Annotated in this window: 14 protein-coding genes; 5 read left to right on the top strand and 9 right to left on the bottom strand. The window is 52.2% G+C overall.

Features of this window, described 5'->3' with window-relative positions; translation table 11 throughout:
• Nucleotides 1-12 precede the first annotated feature (12 nt).
• Together H7F11_RS00810 and alaS are read left to right on the top strand one after the other, a co-directional pair.
• Nucleotides 13-462, top strand: a complete 450-nt coding sequence (locus H7F11_RS00810) for a regulatory protein RecX (RefSeq protein ID WP_193650712.1) — start codon at nucleotides 13-15, stop codon at nucleotides 460-462.
• A 26-nt stretch (nucleotides 463-488) separates the two neighbouring features.
• The gene (gene alaS, locus H7F11_RS00805; RefSeq protein WP_193650692.1) at nucleotides 489-3,122 is read left to right on the top strand and encodes an alanine--tRNA ligase; all 2,634 of its coding nucleotides are present in this window, start codon (nucleotides 489-491) and stop codon (nucleotides 3,120-3,122) included.
• On the opposite strand, the gene H7F11_RS00800 is transcribed toward alaS, so the two are convergent.
• The gene (locus H7F11_RS00800) at nucleotides 3,119-3,811 is read right to left on the bottom strand and encodes a hypothetical protein (RefSeq protein ID WP_193650693.1); all 693 of its coding nucleotides are present in this window, start codon (nucleotides 3,809-3,811) and stop codon (nucleotides 3,119-3,121) included. The genes alaS and H7F11_RS00800 overlap by 4 nt on opposite strands.
• 161 nt (nucleotides 3,812-3,972) lie before the next feature.
• Here H7F11_RS00800 and H7F11_RS17055 point away from each other — a divergent pair, with 161 nt between their 5' ends.
• Nucleotides 3,973-4,236, top strand: a complete 264-nt coding sequence (locus H7F11_RS17055) for a sigma factor (protein ID WP_193650694.1) — start codon at nucleotides 3,973-3,975, stop codon at nucleotides 4,234-4,236.
• A gap of 293 nt (nucleotides 4,237-4,529) precedes the next feature.
• On the opposite strand, the gene H7F11_RS00790 is transcribed toward H7F11_RS17055, so the two are convergent.
• The 3 genes from H7F11_RS00790 to H7F11_RS00780 form a co-directional block, all read right to left on the bottom strand.
• Nucleotides 4,530-6,488: a transglycosylase SLT domain-containing protein gene (locus H7F11_RS00790; RefSeq protein WP_193650695.1), complete on the bottom strand. Its 1,959-nt coding sequence runs from the start codon at nucleotides 6,486-6,488 to the stop codon at nucleotides 4,530-4,532.
• A complete protein-coding gene (locus tag H7F11_RS00785; protein WP_193650696.1) occupies nucleotides 6,485-6,856 on the bottom strand; it encodes a hypothetical protein in 372 nt (123 codons plus the stop codon). Before H7F11_RS00785 ends, H7F11_RS00790 begins: the two co-directional genes overlap by 4 nt.
• A gap of 78 nt (nucleotides 6,857-6,934) precedes the next feature.
• Nucleotides 6,935-10,270: a DEAD/DEAH box helicase gene (locus H7F11_RS00780; RefSeq protein WP_193650697.1), complete on the bottom strand. Its 3,336-nt coding sequence runs from the start codon at nucleotides 10,268-10,270 to the stop codon at nucleotides 6,935-6,937.
• Nucleotides 10,271-10,426: 156 nt separating this feature from the next.
• Between H7F11_RS00780 and H7F11_RS00775 the strand changes: the two genes are divergently transcribed.
• Nucleotides 10,427-11,878, top strand: coding sequence for a phosphomannomutase (locus H7F11_RS00775; RefSeq protein ID WP_193650698.1), 1,452 nt, complete (start codon nucleotides 10,427-10,429; stop codon nucleotides 11,876-11,878).
• Nucleotides 11,862-12,161, top strand: coding sequence for a hypothetical protein (locus H7F11_RS00770; RefSeq protein WP_193650699.1), 300 nt, complete (start codon nucleotides 11,862-11,864; stop codon nucleotides 12,159-12,161). The genes H7F11_RS00775 and H7F11_RS00770 overlap by 17 nt, the downstream gene beginning before the upstream one ends.
• On the opposite strand, the gene H7F11_RS00765 is transcribed toward H7F11_RS00770, so the two are convergent.
• The 5 genes from H7F11_RS00765 to bcsA form a co-directional block, all read right to left on the bottom strand.
• A complete protein-coding gene (locus H7F11_RS00765; protein ID WP_193650700.1) occupies nucleotides 12,124-13,749 on the bottom strand; it encodes an ABC-F family ATPase in 1,626 nt (541 codons plus the stop codon). The two genes, H7F11_RS00770 and H7F11_RS00765, sit on opposite strands and share 38 nt — an antisense overlap.
• A 91-nt stretch (nucleotides 13,750-13,840) precedes the next feature.
• Nucleotides 13,841-15,088, bottom strand: coding sequence for a cellulose synthase complex periplasmic endoglucanase BcsZ (bcsZ, locus tag H7F11_RS00760; protein WP_193650701.1), 1,248 nt, complete (start codon nucleotides 15,086-15,088; stop codon nucleotides 13,841-13,843).
• A 27-nt stretch (nucleotides 15,089-15,115) separates the two neighbouring features.
• Complete coding sequence (gene bcsS, locus H7F11_RS00755) at nucleotides 15,116-15,796, bottom strand: cellulose biosynthesis protein BcsS (RefSeq protein WP_157999032.1); 681 nt, start codon at nucleotides 15,794-15,796, stop codon at nucleotides 15,116-15,118.
• A 50-nt stretch (nucleotides 15,797-15,846) separates the two neighbouring features.
• A complete protein-coding gene (locus tag H7F11_RS00750) occupies nucleotides 15,847-18,069 on the bottom strand; it encodes a cellulose biosynthesis cyclic di-GMP-binding regulatory protein BcsB (RefSeq protein ID WP_193650702.1) in 2,223 nt (740 codons plus the stop codon).
• Complete coding sequence (gene bcsA / locus H7F11_RS00745) at nucleotides 18,066-20,579, bottom strand: UDP-forming cellulose synthase catalytic subunit (protein WP_227485144.1); 2,514 nt, start codon at nucleotides 20,577-20,579, stop codon at nucleotides 18,066-18,068. Before bcsA ends, H7F11_RS00750 begins: the two co-directional genes overlap by 4 nt.
• Nucleotides 20,580-20,730: the final 151 nt, after the last annotated feature.

Raw genomic sequence — 20,730 nt, 5'->3', positions numbered from 1 at the left:
CCTGTCGATCCCATGACCATTGCCCTGCGCCTGCTGGCGCGCAGGGAGTACAGTCGCAAGGAGTTGCAGGACAAACTGCTGCACGCGGGCTTTGATAACTTGCAGGTACATATGGTCCTCGACAGCCTCAAGGCATCCGGTTATCAGGATGACCAGCGTTACCTGGAAATGTTGACCCGAACCCGGCTGCGACAGGGGCATGGGCCCTTACGCCTGCGTCAGGATTTACAGCGGGCAGGTGTTGACGTTAAGGAGCAAGATGGCATGGCAGCAGCACAAAGCGTCAACTGGCAGGTACAGGCGCAGGCCGCTTACCGAAAACGTTTTGGTAACACAGCCCCCGAAGATGCCCGGGAATATGCGCGGCGTGCACGTTTTTTGGCGGGACGGGGATTTTTGCCCGAACAGATACGACGCGTACTGGCGGATCCGGGCAACAATGCGGATGATTTTAACGACTAGATTTTTTTATGGATGACGGAAGACCGATGCAAGCGCAAGCCATTCGCCAAGCTTTTCTGGATTATTTTGTGGAACAGGGCCATCAGATTGTGCCCTCCAGTTCGCTGATTCCCCGCAATGATCCGACCTTACTGTTTACCAATGCCGGTATGGTTCCTTTCAAGGACGTGTTCCTGGGTCTGGAGCAACGTCCCTACCAGCGCGCCGTATCTTCCCAGCGCTGCATGCGGGCGGGCGGAAAACATAATGACCTGGAAAACGTGGGTTATACGGCTCGCCATCATACCTTTTTCGAAATGCTCGGCAATTTTTCCTTTGGGGATTATTTCAAGCGCGAGGTCATTGCTTTCGCCTGGCGATTTCTGACGGAAAAACTGGGGCTTCCGGCTGCCAGGCTGTGGATTACGGTTTATGAAGAAGACGACGAAGCCGCCCAGATCTGGATCAATGAAATGGGTATTGATCCCGCACGCATTTCCCGTTGTGGCGCGAAAGATAATTTCTGGAGTATGGGAGATACCGGACCTTGCGGCCCCTGCTCGGAAATTTTTTATGATCATGGCCCGGATGTTCCGGGTGGCCCTCCCGGCAGCCCCGAAGAAGACGGGGATCGTTATATTGAAATCTGGAATCTGGTTTTCATGCAGTATGACCGCGATGGCAGCGGGAAACTGACCCCGCTCCCCAAACCTTCCGTGGATACCGGCATGGGACTGGAACGTCTCGCGGCTGTTCTGCAGGGCGTGCATAATAATTACGACACCGATCTGTTCAAGCCTTTGATTGCGGCAGCGGCCGCAATTTCCGGCACAACCTATGGTCAGGATGCCACAACGGATACCAGTCTGCGGGTACTCGCCGATCATATTCGTGCCTGCAGTTTTCTGATTACGGACGGTGTACTGCCGGCTAATGAAGGGCGAGGTTATGTTCTGCGGCGCATCATTCGGCGGGCGGTCCGGCATGGTCGCAAGTTGGGCATGGAAAACGTGTTTTTTCATAAACTGGTTGCGCCACTGGTACGCGAAATGGGGACGGCCTTTCCTGAACTGGCTCAGGCACAGCGTGATGTAGAACGTGCTTTGGAGCGTGAGGAAACCCGTTTCCGGGAAACTTTGGAACGTGGCCTGAGTCTGCTGGAAGACGCCATTTCCGGATTGCCCGCTGATGCGGCCATTCCTGGTGAGATTATCTTCCGATTGGCCGATACCTATGGTTTCCCTGTCGATTTAACTGCCGACATCGCCCGCGAAAGAAACCTGCGCATGGACATGGAAGGCTATGAAGTAGCCATGAGTGAACAGCGTAATCGTTCCCGCGCCGCCTGGAGCGGCAGTGGCGAAGTCAAAACCGAGCGCATTTATCACGACCTCGCCATGCGTCTTGCCGCTACCCAATTTACGGGTTATACCCAATGTGTGGGTGAGGGAAAAGTGCTTGCTCTGTTGCGTGATGGTGAAGAAGTCGCTTTTCTTGACGCTGGGGACAAGGGCATCGTCATTCTGGATCAGACCCCTTTTTATGGGGAATCGGGCGGGCAGTCGGGTGATCGCGGCGAATTACAATCAGAACATGCCGTATTTCTGGTGAATGATACCCAAAAACCCATGGGCAGTTTGCATGTGCATGTGGGTGTGCTGCAGTCGGGTCGCCTCCAGACAGGAGACACCTTGCTGGCCAGCGTGGATGAGCTGGCCCGGCGGGCGACCGCTGCCCATCATTCTGCCACCCATCTGCTTCATTCGGCGTTGCGCAATATTCTCGGTTCGCATGTCCAGCAGAAAGGTTCACTGGTCAATCCGGAGCGGCTGCGCTTTGATTTCAGCCATCCCGAACCCCTGACTTCGGCGCAGTTGCAGGAGATAGAGCGCAGCGTCAATGCGGTGATTCGTGAAAATTATGCTGCCGATACGCAGGTTCTGCCCATTGCCGAAGCCCAGGCTCTGGGCGCTATGGCGCTGTTTGGTGAAAAGTACGGCGATGAAGTCCGCGTTGTGCGCATGGGCGACTTTTCACTGGAACTTTGTGGTGGTACGCATGTGCAGGCGCTTGGAGATATGGGGGTTTTCAAGATTCTCAGCGAAAGTGGCGTAGCAGCGGGTATTCGTCGTATTGAAGCCGTAGTCGGAGCAGCGGCTCTGGATCATATCCAGCGCGATGAACAACGTCTGCAGACTGCTGCCAGCTTGCTCAAAGTAGCACCAGCGGATCTGGATCAGCGTCTGGCTCAGACCCTCGAGCGTCTGCGTCAACTTGAAAAAGAGTTAGAGAAAATCAAGCGCGATGAAGCAGCGCGGGCCGGTGCAGATCTCGCTGCCCGGAGTGAAGAGGTGGCTGGCGTGCCGGTTCTTATCAGCCGTCTGGAGGGTATGGATGGCAAGGCCTTGCGTGATGCGCTCGATCGTCTGCGCAGTCAGCTTCCCGAAGCCGTGATTGTCCTGGCCGGAGTTGAAGGGGAAAAAGTGGCCTTAATTGCTGCCGTTGCAAAAACCCTGGCAGGTCGTATTCACGCGGGAGATCTGGTGAATGTGGTAGCCTTGCCGCTGGGTGGTAAAGGTGGCGGCCGACCCGACATGGCCCAGGCTGGTGCCGGGAATCCGGCGGCACTGGATGATGCTCTCCAGGCCGCCCGCGATTGGGTCAGAAACAAGCTGGCCTAGTGGTTGCCCTGCCAGGGCTGGCTGTTGCCCTGATTCTGATGTCCATGGTCCGGTTTTGAACCTGGCTGCCCGCGACCCTGCCCCGGACCATTATCGGGACGTCCTTGTCCGGGTCTGCCTCCCGGGCGATTGAACTCTGGACGTCCTGGGGCCGGACGCTGAATGGGCTGCGGTCGCTGTTGCATCTGCGGACGATGGGGATGTTGAAACTGTGGACCACCGGGACGCCCCGGTTGCGGCCGCTGCTGCGGCCCTGGCATAGGCCTTTCTGCCGGACGGAAATGCCGCCAATGCGGGTCTCGGGAATAGCGGCCAGCATCTCTTTGGACGCGCTGCCAATCGCGATGATTCCAATGTCGCAATGCTGGCGGCGGAGCCGCTATGGGGCGCCACGGACCACGATAGCCCGGACCTGACCACCAGCGATTGCCGTAATAATAATAGTAGTTGGAACCCTGATAAAAAATGGGTTGCGAAGCGCCATAGGCCGCATAAACACCAAGATTGCTCAGCCAGACCATCAAGGGCGGCGCCGTGAGAATGGCTGGGGGGTATCCTGGTGCTGCATACACTGGCTGGGTTCCTACATTGAGTTGTATATCTACGGGGCCAGCAAAGGCCGCACTACTCAATCCCAGTCCCGCCAGCACGGCGCTGGTCAAAAGACTTTTTATCCACAATTTTTTCATGATTATCATCCTCTCCGAAAAATCTTCAAAATGCGTCTACATGGTACAGGACAAGATTTTTGCGCTATGCTTTTGCCTGTGAAATACAGATTAAGGTGTGTTGTCCCATGAATCGAGATGTAAAATGTAAATTTTTGTTTATCAGGTTACGGTAATAACCGGTGCCTGAAGTCACCGAACCGGGAAAACTCCTGCGGAAAGTGGCGCTTGCTGATCAGCAAGCCTTCCGTAATTTTTACGATGCTACGGCTGCGCATCTGTTTCCCGTGGCTTTGCGTATTTTAAGAGAGCAGGGCCGTGCGGCCGATTTTTTACAGGATGCGTTTGTGAAAATCTGGTTAAAGGCGGGAGAATGCCAGGTGGGCTGGGGCGCTCCCATGGCTTGGGCAGCAGCTATTGTCCGCTACCAGGCTATTGATGAATAGATCAGCCAGGTTGGGAAGACGAAAACTGGGAGCAGTGGGGAGGGCAGGAATTTCCTGCTGACCCCCCGGATGGCCTCGGAAAGGCAACTTTATTGGCTTGTCTGGAACCGCTTCCCAGCGATCAAAGGCAGGCTATTTCCCAGGATTTCCCCTGGGATAAGCTGAAAACCCAGAATGAAGTTTTGCATTGGCGTAAATGTATTACAGGGTTTTGCTAAGGCACAGCCTATGCCAGCTGAGAAATTCTGGATGGGGTAGCGCATTATAAACCCATTCTTTGTGATGATTGATTATCAGTGTTCACCGGGCGTCGTTGCTTTTAACTGCCATTGCGGCCAGATGTTCTGAGCCTGGCGATCCAGTATGGCTGCATAAATAATGGTATTGGTCAGTACACTCTGAACATAATGCCGTGTTTGACGGTAGGGAATGTTGGCAGTAAAAATAGGACCCGCCCAGGGTCCCTGGTTGGGACCATCCCAGCGACTCAGCCAGCGCTTGGGTGCTCCCGGACCGGCATTGTAGGCGGCTGCGGCGAGTAACTCTGATCCGCCAAAACTTTGCTGTTGCAGGCTGAGATAATTGGAACCCAGCACCAGATTTCCCCGGATGCTGTGCAGATCGGCATTCGCGGCGGCGGGAATGTGTGATTGCAACCATTCAGCAGTGGTGGGCATGACCTGCATCAGTCCCTGCGCGCCAACATCCGAACGGATTCCAAAAGCAAACCCCGATTCCTGGCGAATGAGGCCCGCCAGAAAAGCCCGGCGCAATCCCGTCTGGTTGGCCGCACCGCTGATTTCCTGAGCATAGGGGAGGACATAGCCCTGACGCCAGTCACCGCCATGGGGGATCAGGCTGCTGGCATGAATGCCCAGTAACCACGCCTGTTGCTGAAAAGCCATACGGGCTGTCGCCTTGATCTGGCCGGGAGTGGAGAGGGTACTCAGGTCATGATCCCACTCACTCAAGGCATCATAATACAAGCCCAGTTGATAGAGCTTGATGGCCGCCCGCTCAGACGCGGTTTCTTGCAACACGGGTAGGGCAACATCTTCTGGTTCAGCGGCGGTATTCGTATTGAGATCCAGGGACTGTCCCAACGCTGCCATGGCTAACTGCCCATAATAGGTCCAGGGGGAAGCGAGGGTGCCGAGTTCTGCTTTCGCCTGCACCGTATGCCCCAGCTGCAGCATGGCTACGGCCTTCCAGAACTGCCACTGCCGTTGCTGGCTTTGTGGAGGATTCATGAGGGTGACGGCATCGTTCACCATGGTCCAGCGTCCCACCCGAATAGCAGTCCGTACCATCCAGGCTAGCATTTCCGGCTGGGGATGAAACTGTGGGTCGGTGTTATAGGCCAACTGATACCAGCTTCCGGATTCGGGACGAAAAGTCTGGGTAGCCTGAAAAGCGCAGTTATACAGTACCCGTGCTTTTTGTGCTGCATTGAGGGTATGGATTTGCTGCACAAATTGTACAGTCTGCAGGGGATGAATGGTTGCCAGACGCAACAAGGCAAGTTCAAGAAGACGGGTTTGCGTCCCGGACCATGATCCCGTGCCGTTTTGCTGGATGTGCGTTTGTAGCCAGCTATCGGGATGATCAATGGTGGCAGTCAGCTCTGTTCCAGCCTGACCATTCAGGTAAGGCGCAAAATGGCGCGCCGCAGAAAAAGCCGATGCTTCAAACATCTGCCGCAGTCGCTGCCAGAGTTGATCCTGGGTAATCAGACCTTGTTGCAGGCTGTCGCGGGCCATGGCATTACACGAATGATTATTGGCTGGTGCGCTACTCCACAGAAAAAAGGGAGAAACCACATTTTCATTTTCTAAGGCGGGATCACGCAGGGCATCGCAGCGTAACTGGATGAGATCCGGCTTTTGCCCGGATTGGTAAACGCGGGTGAAGTTATTCCAGTCCTGACGATGCGCCAGTTGGATCAACCATTGCCGACGCAGCAGATGGTGGGCAACACCATCGGGAAAACGCGCGGAATATTGGAGATACTGCTCCTGGGTCAAGGTTTTAAGGCGGGGTTGTAAAGACCAGTAGCCTACCCAGGAACCCATATACGTATTTTCCAGTGCGGGAAGGGCCTCTGCAGCTGGCCTGTAATTACCTTGTGAAAAAGCCTCTGCGGCTGTCTGCAACAGGGATTCCTGTGTCGAACTAAGGGGAATATTGTCTGCATAAGCACTGCCTGCTACGGCAAAAATGCAGGCCGCCCACAGCAATAATTTTTTCTTCACGATTGTTTTTTGAGGTGAAGCCATCGGCCGAGGTGTTTTGCAAGAGAGTCTGAACGTTGCGGATGATCTTTCGCCAGCGGACCAACATGCAAATTCAGCGGTTCGCAGTGATCCTTGCCGTGACAGATAACCCCATGGGAATCACAATTTTCACCGGCTTTTTTTAAAATCTGCACCATTTTAGCCTCTGCTTCTGCTCCACAGCGACCATCATACTGGATCAGGACGAGGTGTTTATCCGGTAGCACTTCTACATGCCCGCCCATTTCTTCAAAGACTTTAAGTTCTGCCAATGCCGAGTCGGTTACCCCATGCAGGGCCCCACTGATGATGAAGCGGTCGCGACGCTGTTCTTCTTGCTGTTTCATGCTTTTTTCCTGCTACGTTAGAGATCATTCAGCATGAATGTCCCGAAAATAATCTACATGCACCCCAGTATAGTGCCATCAGCGCCGACTTTCTGGAAGCGGAGCGAGCAGGGAGGCCAGATCATCCGGACCAAATTGCAGCTTGTCCTTGCGCGCCTTGTCGAGCACACCGGATGCTAAAATGGCTTTTCTCTCCTGCAGCGCCAGGATTTTTTCTTCAATGCTGCCCGCTACAATCATTTTGTAGACAAATACGCGACGCTGCTGCCCGATGCGATGGGCGCGGTCTGTGGCTTGATTTTCGGCAGCGGGATTCCACCACGGGTCGTAATGAATGACCGTATCGGCCGCTGTGAGGTTCAGGCCAACACCGCCAGCCTTGAGGCTGATCAGAAATAACGGAACCTCGCCTTTTTGAAAGCGATCAATCGGCGTTTTGCGGTCCTGGGTATTTCCGGTGAGCTGTACATAGGGAATATGCATTTTATCCAGACGTGTACTGATCAAGGCAAGCATTTCCGTGAACTGGGAGAACAGCAGAATCTGGCGACCTTCGGCAAGGAGTTCGGGGATCATCTCCATCAGCATGGCGAGTTTGGCACTTTCCTGAACCTTACGGGCCTTTTCACTTTTCAATAGTCGTGGATCGCAGCAAACCTGACGTAATTTGAGCATGGCATCGAGTATTACAATCTGACTGCGCTGAAAGCCTTTGGCAGCAATTTCCTGGCGAATTCTTTCGTCCATTGCGCTGCGTACGGTTTCATACAGATCGCGTTGCGCCCCTTCAATATCCACCGAACGAATAATGATGGTTTTTTCCGGAAGCTCCTGGGCTACTTCCTCTTTTTTGCGCCGCAAAATGAAGGGGCGGACGCGTTTGGCCAGCAGGTTCAGTCGCTCCACATCACCATGGCGCTCAATAGGACCACGCCAGATTTTTTGAAACGTGCGCAAATCACCCATAAAACCGGGCAGGAGAAAATCAAACTGCGCCCAGAGCTCTCCCAGATGATTTTCCAGAGGGGTTCCAGTCAGTGCCAGGCGATGGGTGGTAGGTATTTCGCGAATCGCCTCGGCAGCGCGACTTTGAGCGTTTTTCACCATCTGCGCTTCATCGAGAATCAGCAAATGAAATTGCTGGTTCTTGAGTAGTTCAATATCCCGCCAGACCAGCGGGTAGGTGGTCAGTACCAGATCATGACGGGATATTTCTGAAAATTGATCCAGTCGCTCCTTGCCATGGAGCGATAGCACCCTCAACTCGGGGGCAAATCGTTCTGCTTCTTCCCGCCAGTTATGAATCAGCGAAGTCGGCATGATAATCAGGGCGGGTTTCTGCAGGCGACCGTTTTCTTTTTCCAGCAATAAGTGAGCGAGGGTCTGGGCGGTTTTGCCGAGCCCCATGTCATCTGCAAGAATACCACCCAGGTTGTGCTCGCGGAGAAATTGCAGCCAGGCCAAACCTTCCTGCTGATAGGGGCGCAGCGGCAAGGCAAAACCCCGGGGAGGCTCTACAGGAGGTATTTCGCCACTTTGCGGGAGGCGTTTACTGAGCCTGCGAATGGCATCCATGCCCTCACTCCGCCATTGCTGACTATCGGTAATTTCGGCCAGTCGGGTGACATCATAGGCGGAAACCCGCATGGGTCCCGAAGTGCCGAGACTGAACAAGTCAATAAGGGTACCTACCAGTGGTTTGAGTCGGTGGGCAGCAGTTTGAATGGGGACTCCCGAAGGTGTGTGCAAATGGATAGCTTCTTCATCGGGAATACGGATTAAGCCTCCGGGACTCAGCCAGCGTGGATCGCGGGCAAACAGCCCACCCAAAAGCGGCGCCAGCGCCAGCCTTTCGCCTTCGACTACTATGCCGACATCAAGACCGAGCCAGCCTTCTTCTTCCCCGTCCACCTGCATATCCCAGGCATCAATATGCAAAAAATGATGGCGGAAGCCATCTGGCCAGTGGACTCCCCAACCTGCGCCGCGCAGAGCCTCCACGCCTTCATTCATGAAGGTATCCCAGTCTTTTTCGTTGGCCAGTCCATAAATGGGCTGTGGCAGCAAGGAGAGGCTATGGAAAAGGCTGGCTTTGGCGATTTTCAGGCCGGTATCCGCCAAAATTTTCAGCGCTTTTTTTTCTGCCTTTCGATCGCGTTGGACATGCACGGTTTCGCCATTGGCGAGAGTTTGTGTTTCGCTGTCATCATCAATGGCAATATGCGCGGGTCCATAGATAAAACTCGGCTGCCCGTAATCAAACCGGCAATTAGGACTCCATTGGCCGGGATAATCCCGGTAGGCCTGCATCCCCATCAATGCCAGGGTATCGCACCATAGGGACGGCTGGAGTGGCTCGGCAATGACTCGAAGATCCTTCACCGGGTCGGCCACTGGAGCAGGCAGGTCGGGGGCCGATTCTTCCAGAATATTTCTCAATAATGCAGCCTCCTGAATGTTGAGGGGGGGCGCCTGAAGAAGATCCTTGAGCAGGGAGGGTTTGATGGGGATGTCAATCGGGCCGATTTCGAGATTTTCCGCATCCAGATACCAGGGCACGTCCAGAGTCAGCAAGGTTTGGGTGGGTGGTTCGGTTTCCAGAATGGGATGTTGTTCCGTACCCTTGAGGGTTTTCCAGAGTAATTTACCCGCACGGATGTCGCCCATTCGCAATGGAGAGGAACCGGGTTTATCCATAAACAGGCGCTCACTGGCAGCCAACATGCCCAAAGCGGCGCCACCATGGCGTGGGCCCAGAGTAAAAAATCCACTTCTTTGGGCATAAACATCTTCAATGAGTAAACGGCGTATGACCATCTGATCCGTTTCATCCAGAAAAGCGGGTGGACGGCGTAGGGCTGCTTCAAAATTACTCCAGGGCGTGAGTTCGCTGCAAATACCCTGCCTGTTCAGGCGCGCTTTGAGGCAGTTCAGGGTGGGCACACGTTGCTGATGACCACGAATTTCCAGAATCCAGTGGAGTCGATAAGTAGAAGTGGGAATCCTGCGTGGCGGCGGATTCAGATGTGAACGCAGTTCACCCAGCCATTGCATCACATGCGGCCTGGGGCTGTTGACCGGTTGTGGGCTACCACGTTGGGCCAGATAAGCCAGTAACACGGCTGCGACATGTTTGCAGCGACTACCAACGGGGCAGGTGCATAAACTGATAAGATGTCCCTGACTAAGATGAATATCCACATGATAAGGATTGCGGATGCTGCCTTGCACCCATGCACTGAGCTCCGTGTCGGTTGGTCGTTCGAGATGACTGACCGCCTGTCGATAAGGCTGGGCCTTGCGGATCTCCAGGTCACCCAGCCACTGGCGGAGCATGTCGTAGTCATAGGTGTCCAGACTGGGTAGCGCTTGTTTGCTGCGATGCCAGTTCATCCAGTCGTCATTATTGGGCATTGCTTTGCTTGGATATCCATTGTGAATGCTAATGGACCATGATACACAGCCTGTAGCCCTCTGGGAAAGTGCGCAAATTATCCATGCCAACTGCCTTTTTGGAATTTATCTGGTTATCATGGCGTAACCCCTGAACAGGATCGGAGGAGTAGGAATATGGCAGCATTTGGTACCAGTGGATTAAGAGGCCTGGTCAGCGATTTAACCGATCAACTGGTTTTTACCCATGTGCGGGCATTTCTTCGTTATCTCCGCGACATAGGCGAATATCAGAGCGGCGAGAAAGTGATTCTCGGCGGAGATTTAAGACCCAGTACCCCGCGAATATTGGCTGCCAGTTGGGCTGCGGTGCTGGCAGAGGAGGGCAACCCCCAATTTGCCGGTTATCTGCCCTCACCAGCACTGGCTTTTGCCGGAATCTCGGCAGGAGTCCCTTCGCTGATGGTAACCGGCAGTCATATTCCCTTCAATCGTAACGGCATCAAATTCAATCGTCCGCACGGCGAACTGATGAAGGCTGACGAAGCTGGGATTCTCGCCCAGGACATGCAAGTTGCATCGAATTTATTTACAGAACAGGGCGCCCTGCTGCATCCGCCGCTGTTGCCTGATGCCGACCCGCATTATCTGCAAAGCTACCAGAATCGTTATCTGGATTTTTTTGGCAAAGAAAGTCTGGCAGGCTTGCGGCTCGGCGTGTATCAGCATTCCGGAGTGGCCCGGGATCTGCTGGTCGATATTTTGGTTGCTATGGGCGCGGAAGTATTGCCACTGGGCCGTTCTGCAGAATTTGTTTCTTTGGATACGGAAGCATTGCGCCCTGAAGATACCGTGTTTGCCCAACAGGCCGTGGCCGGGCATCAACTGGATGCCTTACTGACGACAGATGGAGACGCTGATCGCCCCATGATTGCGGACACTACGGGGCGCTGGTGGCGCGGTGATGTGCTGGGTGTACTTACAGCCCATGCTCTGGGTGCGCAAAGTGTTGTCACCCCGGTCAGCAGTAATACTGCGCTGGAGTTGTCGGGATTATTTACCCGGATTCACCGTACCCGCATTGGCTCTCCCTATGTCATTGAAACCATGCAGGCTGCTCTGGCTGCGGGTGAGGGGCCCGTAGTGGGTTATGAAGCCAACGGCGGATTCTTGCTGGGCAGTCCTCTGCAGCGGCATGGACAAACCTTGCAGCCGCTTCCAACCCGGGATGCAATCCTACCCATGCTCACCGTTCTGACAGCGGCAAAACAGCAAGGGAACAGACTTGCTGCACTGATGGACCGTTTACCCCCGCGTTATACCGCCAGTGACCGGCTGCAGGATTTTCCTACCAGCTTGAGTCAGCAGCATCTGGATGCTTTCAGGGGAACTGACAATGTCCAGAATCTGGCAGCATTCAGCTGCACTTTTGGAAAAGTGGCAGGCCCGGCAGGCAGTCTGGATCACACCGACGGGGTGCGTGTGACTCTGGAAAATGGCACCATCATTCACTTGCGTCCTTCGGGAAATGCGCCGGAATTGCGATGTTACAGCGAAGCGGATTCGCCTGAAGAAGCCGAGCGCATGTTGCGTGCCACTTTGCAGATTATGCATGGCTGGCGGCATTAAATTGTTGCCGCGCCTTTCCCGTGCATTGTGGATATATGCAGGAACCGGACTGATTATTCTCGACCTGCTCCTGATGGTGCTGCGATATCTGGGGGTGGTTTTCAAAACCAACGCCGTAGCGGTGCTGGCAGTCCATCATGGGGTGGATGCGGAAGCCGGAAGCCTCCTGCATCTGGCCAATATTCTGAACATGGTGCGCTGGAAATGGATTGGAGGAATTCTTGTGCTGGGTGTCCTCCTCCTGCTTATCGGTTTTTGGCGCTCTTTTTCCCGGCGTCGCTGACGCTGATCTGGCTGAGCAGATAATCCTCATAACTGCCTTTGAAATCTTCAATGCCCTGAGCGGTGAATTCAATAATCCGAGTCGCCAGCGAAGAGACAAACTCGCGATCATGGCTGACAAAAATCAGGGTTCCATCGAATTTTTCCAGCCCGTTGTTCAGGGATTCGATGGATTCCATGTCCAGATGGTTGGTGGGTTCATCCAGAATCAGGACATTAGGTTTTTGCAGGGTAAGCTTGCCAAATAACATCCGACCTTTTTCGCCACCCGAAAGCACCTTGACGGAGCGCCCGACCTGATCCTGACCGAAGAGCAGACGACCCAGAACCCCACGAATGGCCTGATCATCGTCTTTTTCGCTGCGCCATTGGCACATCCAGTCGAAAAGGGTCAGATCTTCCGCAAATTCCGGCGCATAATCCTGGGCAAAATACCCGATCTTCACATTTTCCGCCCATTTGATCACCCCGGCATCCGGTTCCGTTTCACCTATCAGGCAGCGCAATAAAGTCGTTTTCCCCAGACCATTGGCACCGATAATTGCAATACGTTCACCTGCTTCAATATGCAGCCGCAGCTTCTGGAAAAGGCGCAACTCACCGAAAGACTTTGATAAATCTTTGGCATCCAGGGCATAGCGATATAACTTGCGGTCCTGTTGAAAAACCAGATAGGGATTCTGGCGGCTGGAAGGTTTGACTTCTTCCAACTGGATTTTTTCAAGCTGACGGGCGCGGGAAGTAGCCTGTTTGGCTTTGGAGGCATTCGCCGAAAAACGGCTGACAAAACTTTGCAGTTCTGCCATTTTTTCCTTTTTCTTGTCGTTATCGGCCAGTAATTGATCCTTGACCAGCGTGGATGCGCGCATGTAGTCATCATAATTACCGGGATAAACACGCAGTTCGCCGTAATCCAGGTCGGCCATGTGGGTGCAAACACTATTTAAAAAATGCCGGTCATGGGAAATGATGATGATGGTGCTTTTGATGCTGCTCAGTAATTCTTCCAGCCACTGAATGGTATGAATATCCAGATTGTTGGTAGGTTCATCCAGGAGAAGGATGTCAGGATCGGCAAATAATGCCTGGGCCAAAAGCACGCGCAGTTTCCAGCCCGGCGCCACCCCCGACATCAGGCCGTCGTGCTGCTCCAGAGGAATGCCCACGCCAATAAGCAGTTCCCCGGCTCGGGCTTCAGCCGAATAACCGCCCAGTTCGGCAAAATCACTTTCAATGTGGGCTACCGCCATGCCATCTTCTTCATTCATTTCCGTCAGGGAATAGAGGCGATCGCGTTCCATTTTCACCTTCCAGAAGTCGCCATGCCCCATCATGACCGTATCCAGTACCGTATATTCTTCAAAGGCAAACTGATCCTGGCGCAATTTGCCCAGTCGCTCGCCACTGCTCAAGCTGACATTTCCGGCGCTGGGTTCGAGGTCGCCACCCAGGATTTTCATGAGAGTGGTCTTGCCACTACCGTTAGCTCCAATCAGACCGTAGCGGTTGCCGTCCCCGAAGTCCACGGACACGTTCTCGAACAATGGTTTTGAACCAAACTGCATGGTCAGTTGATGGGTACTGAGCACGGCATACTCCAATACGCGATAATGAATGGGCGCGATGATAGCACTGAATGGTTATGACGGTCCTAATCCAATTGTAAATTGAAACCGTTGGTCAACCGTGCAGCCCTGAATGTGACCACCATGTATGCAAATCACCATTCCGTTCAAAAGTAAAACTCTTGCTAAGGTTGCCTAAGGCAAAAAGAGCCAGGTTCTGGTCATAGTAGTAGGCAGGTTCACCCAGTAATCCTGTGCTTGGAATCTGCGCTTCCTGTATACGCCGCAGTTGCCGGTTGAATGCGATCTGATCATGCTTTGCTGAAAGATAGGTGAGAAGAGCGGCGGAAAAGCCTACTGGCCCGCTTCCTCTTGCTTGCCCGGTTGCTGCATCTGCTGCCAGAGGGGGCACGTTATGCTGCTGCAAATACTTTTGCATGCCAGAAAGGGCGGCGAGTATTTCCGGCCCAAAAGGCATTTCTTTTGTCGCCATACCTGCCCAAAGATAGACACGGATGGCATTGTAGCTGCCGTCCACTCCCTGGGACGGAACAAAGAAGCTTCGACCATCGTCCAGTCCGATCCAATCCGGTGCGAATCCATGGGGGGAAACGGCATGCAGAAAATCGGGTAACTGCGAGGCCATCTGCTGCCAAGGTCCATGGGGGTCAGCCTGAGCCAGTCCCAGCAAAAGTGGTAATGGTAAATAGCTGGGGTTGAAGACATACCGTTTAGCTGCGATGTGAAAGCCAAAATAGCCGGGCAAAAGCATTGGCGTGAAACTCAAGTGAATACTGCGGTCATTAATGCGGTTGGAAAAAGAAATCATGACCACTTCTTCCCTCACAATAGTCTGAGTCAATTCCAGGCCCAGGTGCATGTAATCCGGCCGATGCCAGAGCTTTCCTGCCTGTATCAGTGTGTATGCCAGCCAGAGATCTGCATCGGCAGCGGAGTGCTGGCTGAGCAGCGTCCATTTCCCGCTCGGATTCTGGCCCCATAACCAGCCTGGTAGCTGAGTGCCCAGTTGGCCCGCAGCCAGATTGTTGTTGGTCCAGGAAAGAATTTTCGCGAACTGTTCAGGTTTATCGGCGACGAGGGCGAAGAAGAGTGCATAGGACTCCCCTTCGGAAGTGCTATCTTGGTGTTGGTGGTGATCAATGACACGCCCTTGGTCGTCAATGAAAGCACGAGTATAGTCAACCCAGTAGCTGCGCCAATGTGCCACCGAAATGGGCACCAGTGGCGGGGACAGGACTTTTGCCACAGTGCTATGGCTCATCGGTAAACTCACACAAAAAAGCCCTACGGTTACCCAGTTCAAAGCCTTGCCCATTTCTACCCCCAGATGGGCTCTTCCCACCCGTCAGCTATGTCCTCCCACTGATACTCAAAAAGTTTTGCTCACTGATAATGCTGCATAGCCCACATCGGGCAGATTTTTCTGTCGTTGCAAACCTCCCTCTAACGTGACCCCCCAACCTCCAGACAAATTTGCATCAACAAAAGCTCCATACTGCCGGATGCTATAAGTTCTTCCTCCTGAAGGGATAAATTCTGGTCCAAAGTGCAGCCAAGGCAGGGTTGGTATACCCAATCTCATCCTCGACCAGTATGACCCCTGACCAAAGGCATAACTGCCCAGTCCCGAAAAATAAAAGCCATCGCCAATGGGCAAGTGGACTTGTAATTGCGGAATGAAAGTGACACTGCTCTGGAAAGGCCCACCCGCCGGAATGGGTGGGGTCAGAGAAAAATATTGATAAGCGACGCTTCCAGAAACACTAAGCTGTAGTGGCCCGGCGGTGAAGTCGTAACCTAATCCTGCTGAAATCCCAGGGGAGCGAGCGTGGACGAGCACACCAATTCCTTCGGCACTAGTCTGGTACTGATATTGCAAATAACTGGCAAAAGCCTGGATATAAAAGCCATGGCCAAGATCACCGCCAGCGATGGGCTGTATCAACCCAAGGTAATCGTAGGAACTTTGTGCAGAGCGCTGGATTCCACCCAGTAACAGGGTTTGAGCTTCTGCTCTAGCAGGAAGCAGGACGTTTATGAACAGTGTCACTATAAGACCCATCTGTAACCGGCAAATAGCGGATGAGTTCTTGTTCGCCATCATTCACCTCCCGTTTGCGAACCTGCTGGGCGTACTGCGGACTCCTTGGGTAAGCGATGATAGCGTCTGCGCACCATTGCGTAGATAAGTACGGATACCATTGTGGCGAAGATCAACAAAATGACGATTGCCCACCAGAGATGGTGGCCTGCCCATACGCCTATGCCGCCACTGGTTCCGAAGGCGTAGAAGGGGACACTTTCCATACCAACGGCATGGATGGTTTTTCCTTGAATTTCCCACCAATCCGTAAATCCTCGCAGTTGTGACCACAGCCCAAAGCCGATCAGGGTATTGATGGCCTTATTCAAAGTGCCATCATTCAGTGCCGAAAATACGATGAGAGGATGGCCGTCATAACTGGAACTGAAAGCCAAACCATTGTTTGTCAAAGAAAATTCGTAATGACTTGGCTGATCATCTTCGTTCCCCAAGCTATCCTGCAAGGATCGAGATATTCCCCAGTCCGAGTTACTCCCGGATGGCTCAGTCAAGCCGAGATGATTCAGTAAAGATTGGGGTAATTGCCGTAGGGGTGCTACTGCAAGAATAGGCCCCGAATGTAAATTATCCAGGCCCCCGGTATGTACTGAAAATGGGGCGCCATAGCGCTGCGCGGTTTTGCCGATCAGCGTGGTCATGGCTGAGAGGGTGTGGTTGCTGTACTTTTTCGGCACGAAAAGATTTACCGTCTGGCCATGTCTAATGTTCAGCGTACCAGCGGTGCTCAGGGCGGTCAGATCCAGGTGCTGCAAAGCATTGCCGCCCTGCCAGGTAAAAGTGGAATTGGCAAATACACTGAGTTGCAGATTGGCACGTTCGGAGTTAAAGAGAAAATCATGGGTGGACGCCGGAATCAGATTGGGAACGAGAGTAAGAGTATTCCAGCCTGATTTCACTTCGGTACTAGGAATACTGACCGCGTATTTCACATACTTTCCACCGGTCGGATCGTTCAACGGAATCGAGCCTTCGAGTGCCCCGTTAAAAAGTATGTTGACATCAGAGGTGGCAGACATGCCTGCTGAATACACCAGGTTCAGGCTCAATTCTCCTTCTCTCTGCCATCCGCCATTCCAGATCTGCATGCTTACCGGACCACTGAACCCACTGAGAGTGGTGGTCTTGAATCCGGTCGCCAGAAGCGGAAAAGAGGCAGAGGCAAAAGGCGAAGCGGTAATGGGCACCGGTTCTGAGTGAGCGGAGTTTTCGATGCGGGAGTTTTTGATCGCCATTTCCGCAACGGAAGGATAATTTATTTGAATGTTGGCAAAGCTCCTGGCCGCTGTTAGTACTTCCTGCGAATCTCTACCAGTCAGAATCAGCAGATTATAGTGAGAATGTCCAGGAAACTGTCGAACCAGAATAGTTGCATTTCTAATCGCTGACACGCCCAGATTCTGCAACACTGGGGCTAACGCAGTTGATGTGCCAATAATCAAGGCACTACGGCTCCCAACAGGCAAGTCTGATAACACTGCATCCAGAGGGTTTGAGGCTTTGCCAAGGAACGTCTGTAGGGATTTGACTTGAATGTGTGTAGGCAGAAACTGGTATCTTAGCCCAATGCCTTGAGCAGCATAAGCCAGGGCCTCTGTGTAATCTGAAAAATCCACACCGTATATGGGAACAACAGGGGCATAGTCGAGAGATGCACGGTCAAATAGCCAATCAAGATGGTCGAGGCGGGGTTCGATGGCCTTTGGAGTGCTCAAATAGTTGAAAAGAGATGTTCGGGGATCAATCTGCACCCAGTTGGAATCAGAGTCTCCAGCAACGCCAACGAGTTTGAGGATCAGCGTATGAAAACCTGCATCCAGATGTGAGCTGGGAATAGAGAATTGATTATTCAGGTCACTGCCGGGCTTCAAAGCAATTTGTTCTATCACCTGATTATTGGAAACTGCTTCCAGCAGGACCGAACTACTCATTCCCTGAGATATGCGTCCCTGTAGAGACACCTGGATCTGGGTGACATCTTCCCCATGGGGTATGGAGAAAGGTATTTTCACCGTCGCTCCATGTCCCTGCAAGCGGATTGCTTCCTTGTTGCCGATAGTTGTTGCGAATGGTAAGGCCACGGGAGTCCCTGAAGCGGAAACTGTGGCATTTTTCGGTGTGGGTTTTGCGGTTGCCATACTTGTGACTGCCCAGACAGACCATGAGCCAGCACAAAAAAGCATGAAGATGAAAATCAAGCGCGCGATGAGCATTTTCATCATGCCATAATCTCCTCGTGAAGACCGGATTTTTTGTCCCAGATTAATTCCTCATCCAGTATGACCGGCTCTACTGAGTGAATGTTGGTGAGTGAGGATGCGGGAAGTGCCATAATTGGTTCTAAAAGCTCATGCCGTTTGTTTCGCCGGAAGAAAAGCCGTTGCTGTTCGCGAACCAGGGCTTGGATCATACTCCTCCAGTAACGACCTATAGAAATATTACTCAAAAGATGCCAAAGGTGTCTGACGCCATACACCATCGCTAACCGGATGAATAATAAAAGTGAACCAAAAATGCTTCGCGAATGACGGCGCGATCTGGTCAGCTCCAACAGATCGTTACTGGATCCATAGGCGATGGCCACGGCTGTTACGATGTCTGCCGCAGACTGAGGCTTGTAGCGTACCGAAATGAGCAGATTGTTCCCAGCAAAAGCATCACGTAATGCACTGATCTCGCAATGAATATATCGATCATCGCCAAAGTCAAGAACGAGCGGTGTGCCCAATTGAATGGTTCCGGATTGGCGGTCAATGGCTACCGCTGCACCTCGCCAAGAGATGTTGACCGTGCGCGCCGGAATTCTATTGCCATTTTCGTATTCGAGTATCAAAGACTTGCTCAGTGGAATACGTGCTGAAGAACGCCGCTGGGGCTTTTCGTGGGTGACGCCCAGGACAGCGAGGAGAAATAATGTGTCAAGAACCGCCCAAAACAGAACAAACATAATGGCGTCGATACGCGCACCGGATTGTTGCAAGAGGTTTATTCCACAAACAATAGCGAGCATATTGACTCCCAGAAGCAGGTAAAAGGGCCATGACAATACTGACAGGAAGTGTCGGTCCAGATACTCCCCTTTGGGGGTCACCTTGAAGTTTGGTGATTTGGGGCGAAACAGCACCTTGCTCATTGACATAGCGATGAAGATGCTTTGTAACGTCTCGTAAACTTGGGATATGAAAGGCCAACGCACATGACGATAATAATGTTGGGCGACTATTAACGAGCTGAGTAAATAGGGGGCCAGATAAACCATGAGTTGGGATGGCGTGGTATGACAAAGCGTAACCCCAAAAATCAGATAGGCTGGTGGTGCCATTAACAGGGCAAGCCGGGAGTAAGCAAACAGCCAGTAAACTATTAAATTGGTGTACAACAGCTTCTGAATAACGGTTAATCCTTTTTGTAACCAGGGATTTTTTAGCAGGAAAATCTGTAACATGCCAGTGCCCCAACGGACCCTTTGGACAATCATGCCAGTAACAGTTTCTGGCTGCAGACCACTTACCATGGCCTTGTTCAGGTACAAAGTTCGATAACCTAACCGCATTGCGTCGATAGTAGTTTCAGCGTCCTCGGTGATAGTCTGTCCCGCAATTCCTCCCAAGGATTTCAACACAGGGGCTCGGAGTACTGCAGCTGACCCACAAAAATAAGATGTCCCCCAGAAATCGAGACCTGGCTGCATAACATCATAAAACAATTCGTTTTCTCCTGGGCCTCTTGGCATATCCAGATTTTTTTCGATGGGATCCTGACTGATAAAATTGTGAGGTGTTTGAACCAGAAAAAGTTTGGAATCGTCCAGGAAAAAAGGCACGGTATTGCGTAAAAAATCCCTGGTTGGTATGTGGTCACAATCGAGTATGGCAACAAGATCGCCTTGGGAGTGGGCCAAGCCATTGTTAATGTTTCCAGCCTTGGCGTGTTCATTTGCAGCGCGGGTCAGATAACGGGCTCCATATTCATTAGCCAGCTGTTCTAGATCGCTGCGCCGCTTCTGAGCGGCTTCCGCTTTTTGAGAGTCGCTTTGATGACATTTCTTGTCGGTGCCTCCGTCATCAAGAATCCAGACGATAAAACGGCTTTTGGGATAATCCAAGTTAACTGCTGCTGCCAAAGTAGGAATGATCACTTCATATTCTTCGTTGTAAGTCGGAATGAACACATCCACGCTAGGACAATCATTATCACGAACAGGTAAAGGGGGAATCTGGTGATCGATAGGATGAATGTTTACCAAGTGATTAAACATCAGCATGATGAATCCATAGGCTTCGGCCAGAAGTAAGATAAGGCCAGCGGTTTCGCTAACAGCTCCATAGCCTGAGGGCATGGTTTCTGTCGCTCGCCAGTAGAGGTATTTCCAGCCAAAATAGGCACTGGCGAAGATGATAGTGTAGCGCGCAAGCATCTTGCTGGTGGTGCTTGAGCGCCAGAGATCCCAGTTGTAAAGCAGAAGCATGATGGTAACCAATACACTGGAAAGAATGAGTTGGTTGTCAAGCGGAATCTGAATTTCAGCCAGGTAAACCACTAATAACACGATCATCCCGATTAATGCTGCGGAACTTATATGTTTTAACTTTTCAATACGAGGTATTCTTAAAAAGATATTCCAATGGCCTTTATATGGATTCACAGAAGTAATCAGTGGTGCTTCTCTGCGCTCAAATTTTTGCAACATGAGCTGGAAAGGCTGAAATATTAAAGAAGATAGCATTCTCATGACAAACATCCCCATATTAGAGCCTATTAGCAAGATATTAACACAGCAATGTTACAGTTATATGACAATTTAAAAAGTTTTATGGTGCTAAATTTTTTAACCACAGAACCATAAGCAGACTATAAGCAATAATCGGGCCGTATATCTTCGA

It is taken from the genome of Acidithiobacillus sp. HP-2 (assembly GCF_015100155.1).
Classification (GTDB): Bacteria; Pseudomonadota; Gammaproteobacteria; order Acidithiobacillales; family Acidithiobacillaceae; genus Acidithiobacillus.
Note: the sequence above shows the minus strand (reverse complement) of the source record. Positions and strands in the feature narration are given on the sequence as shown.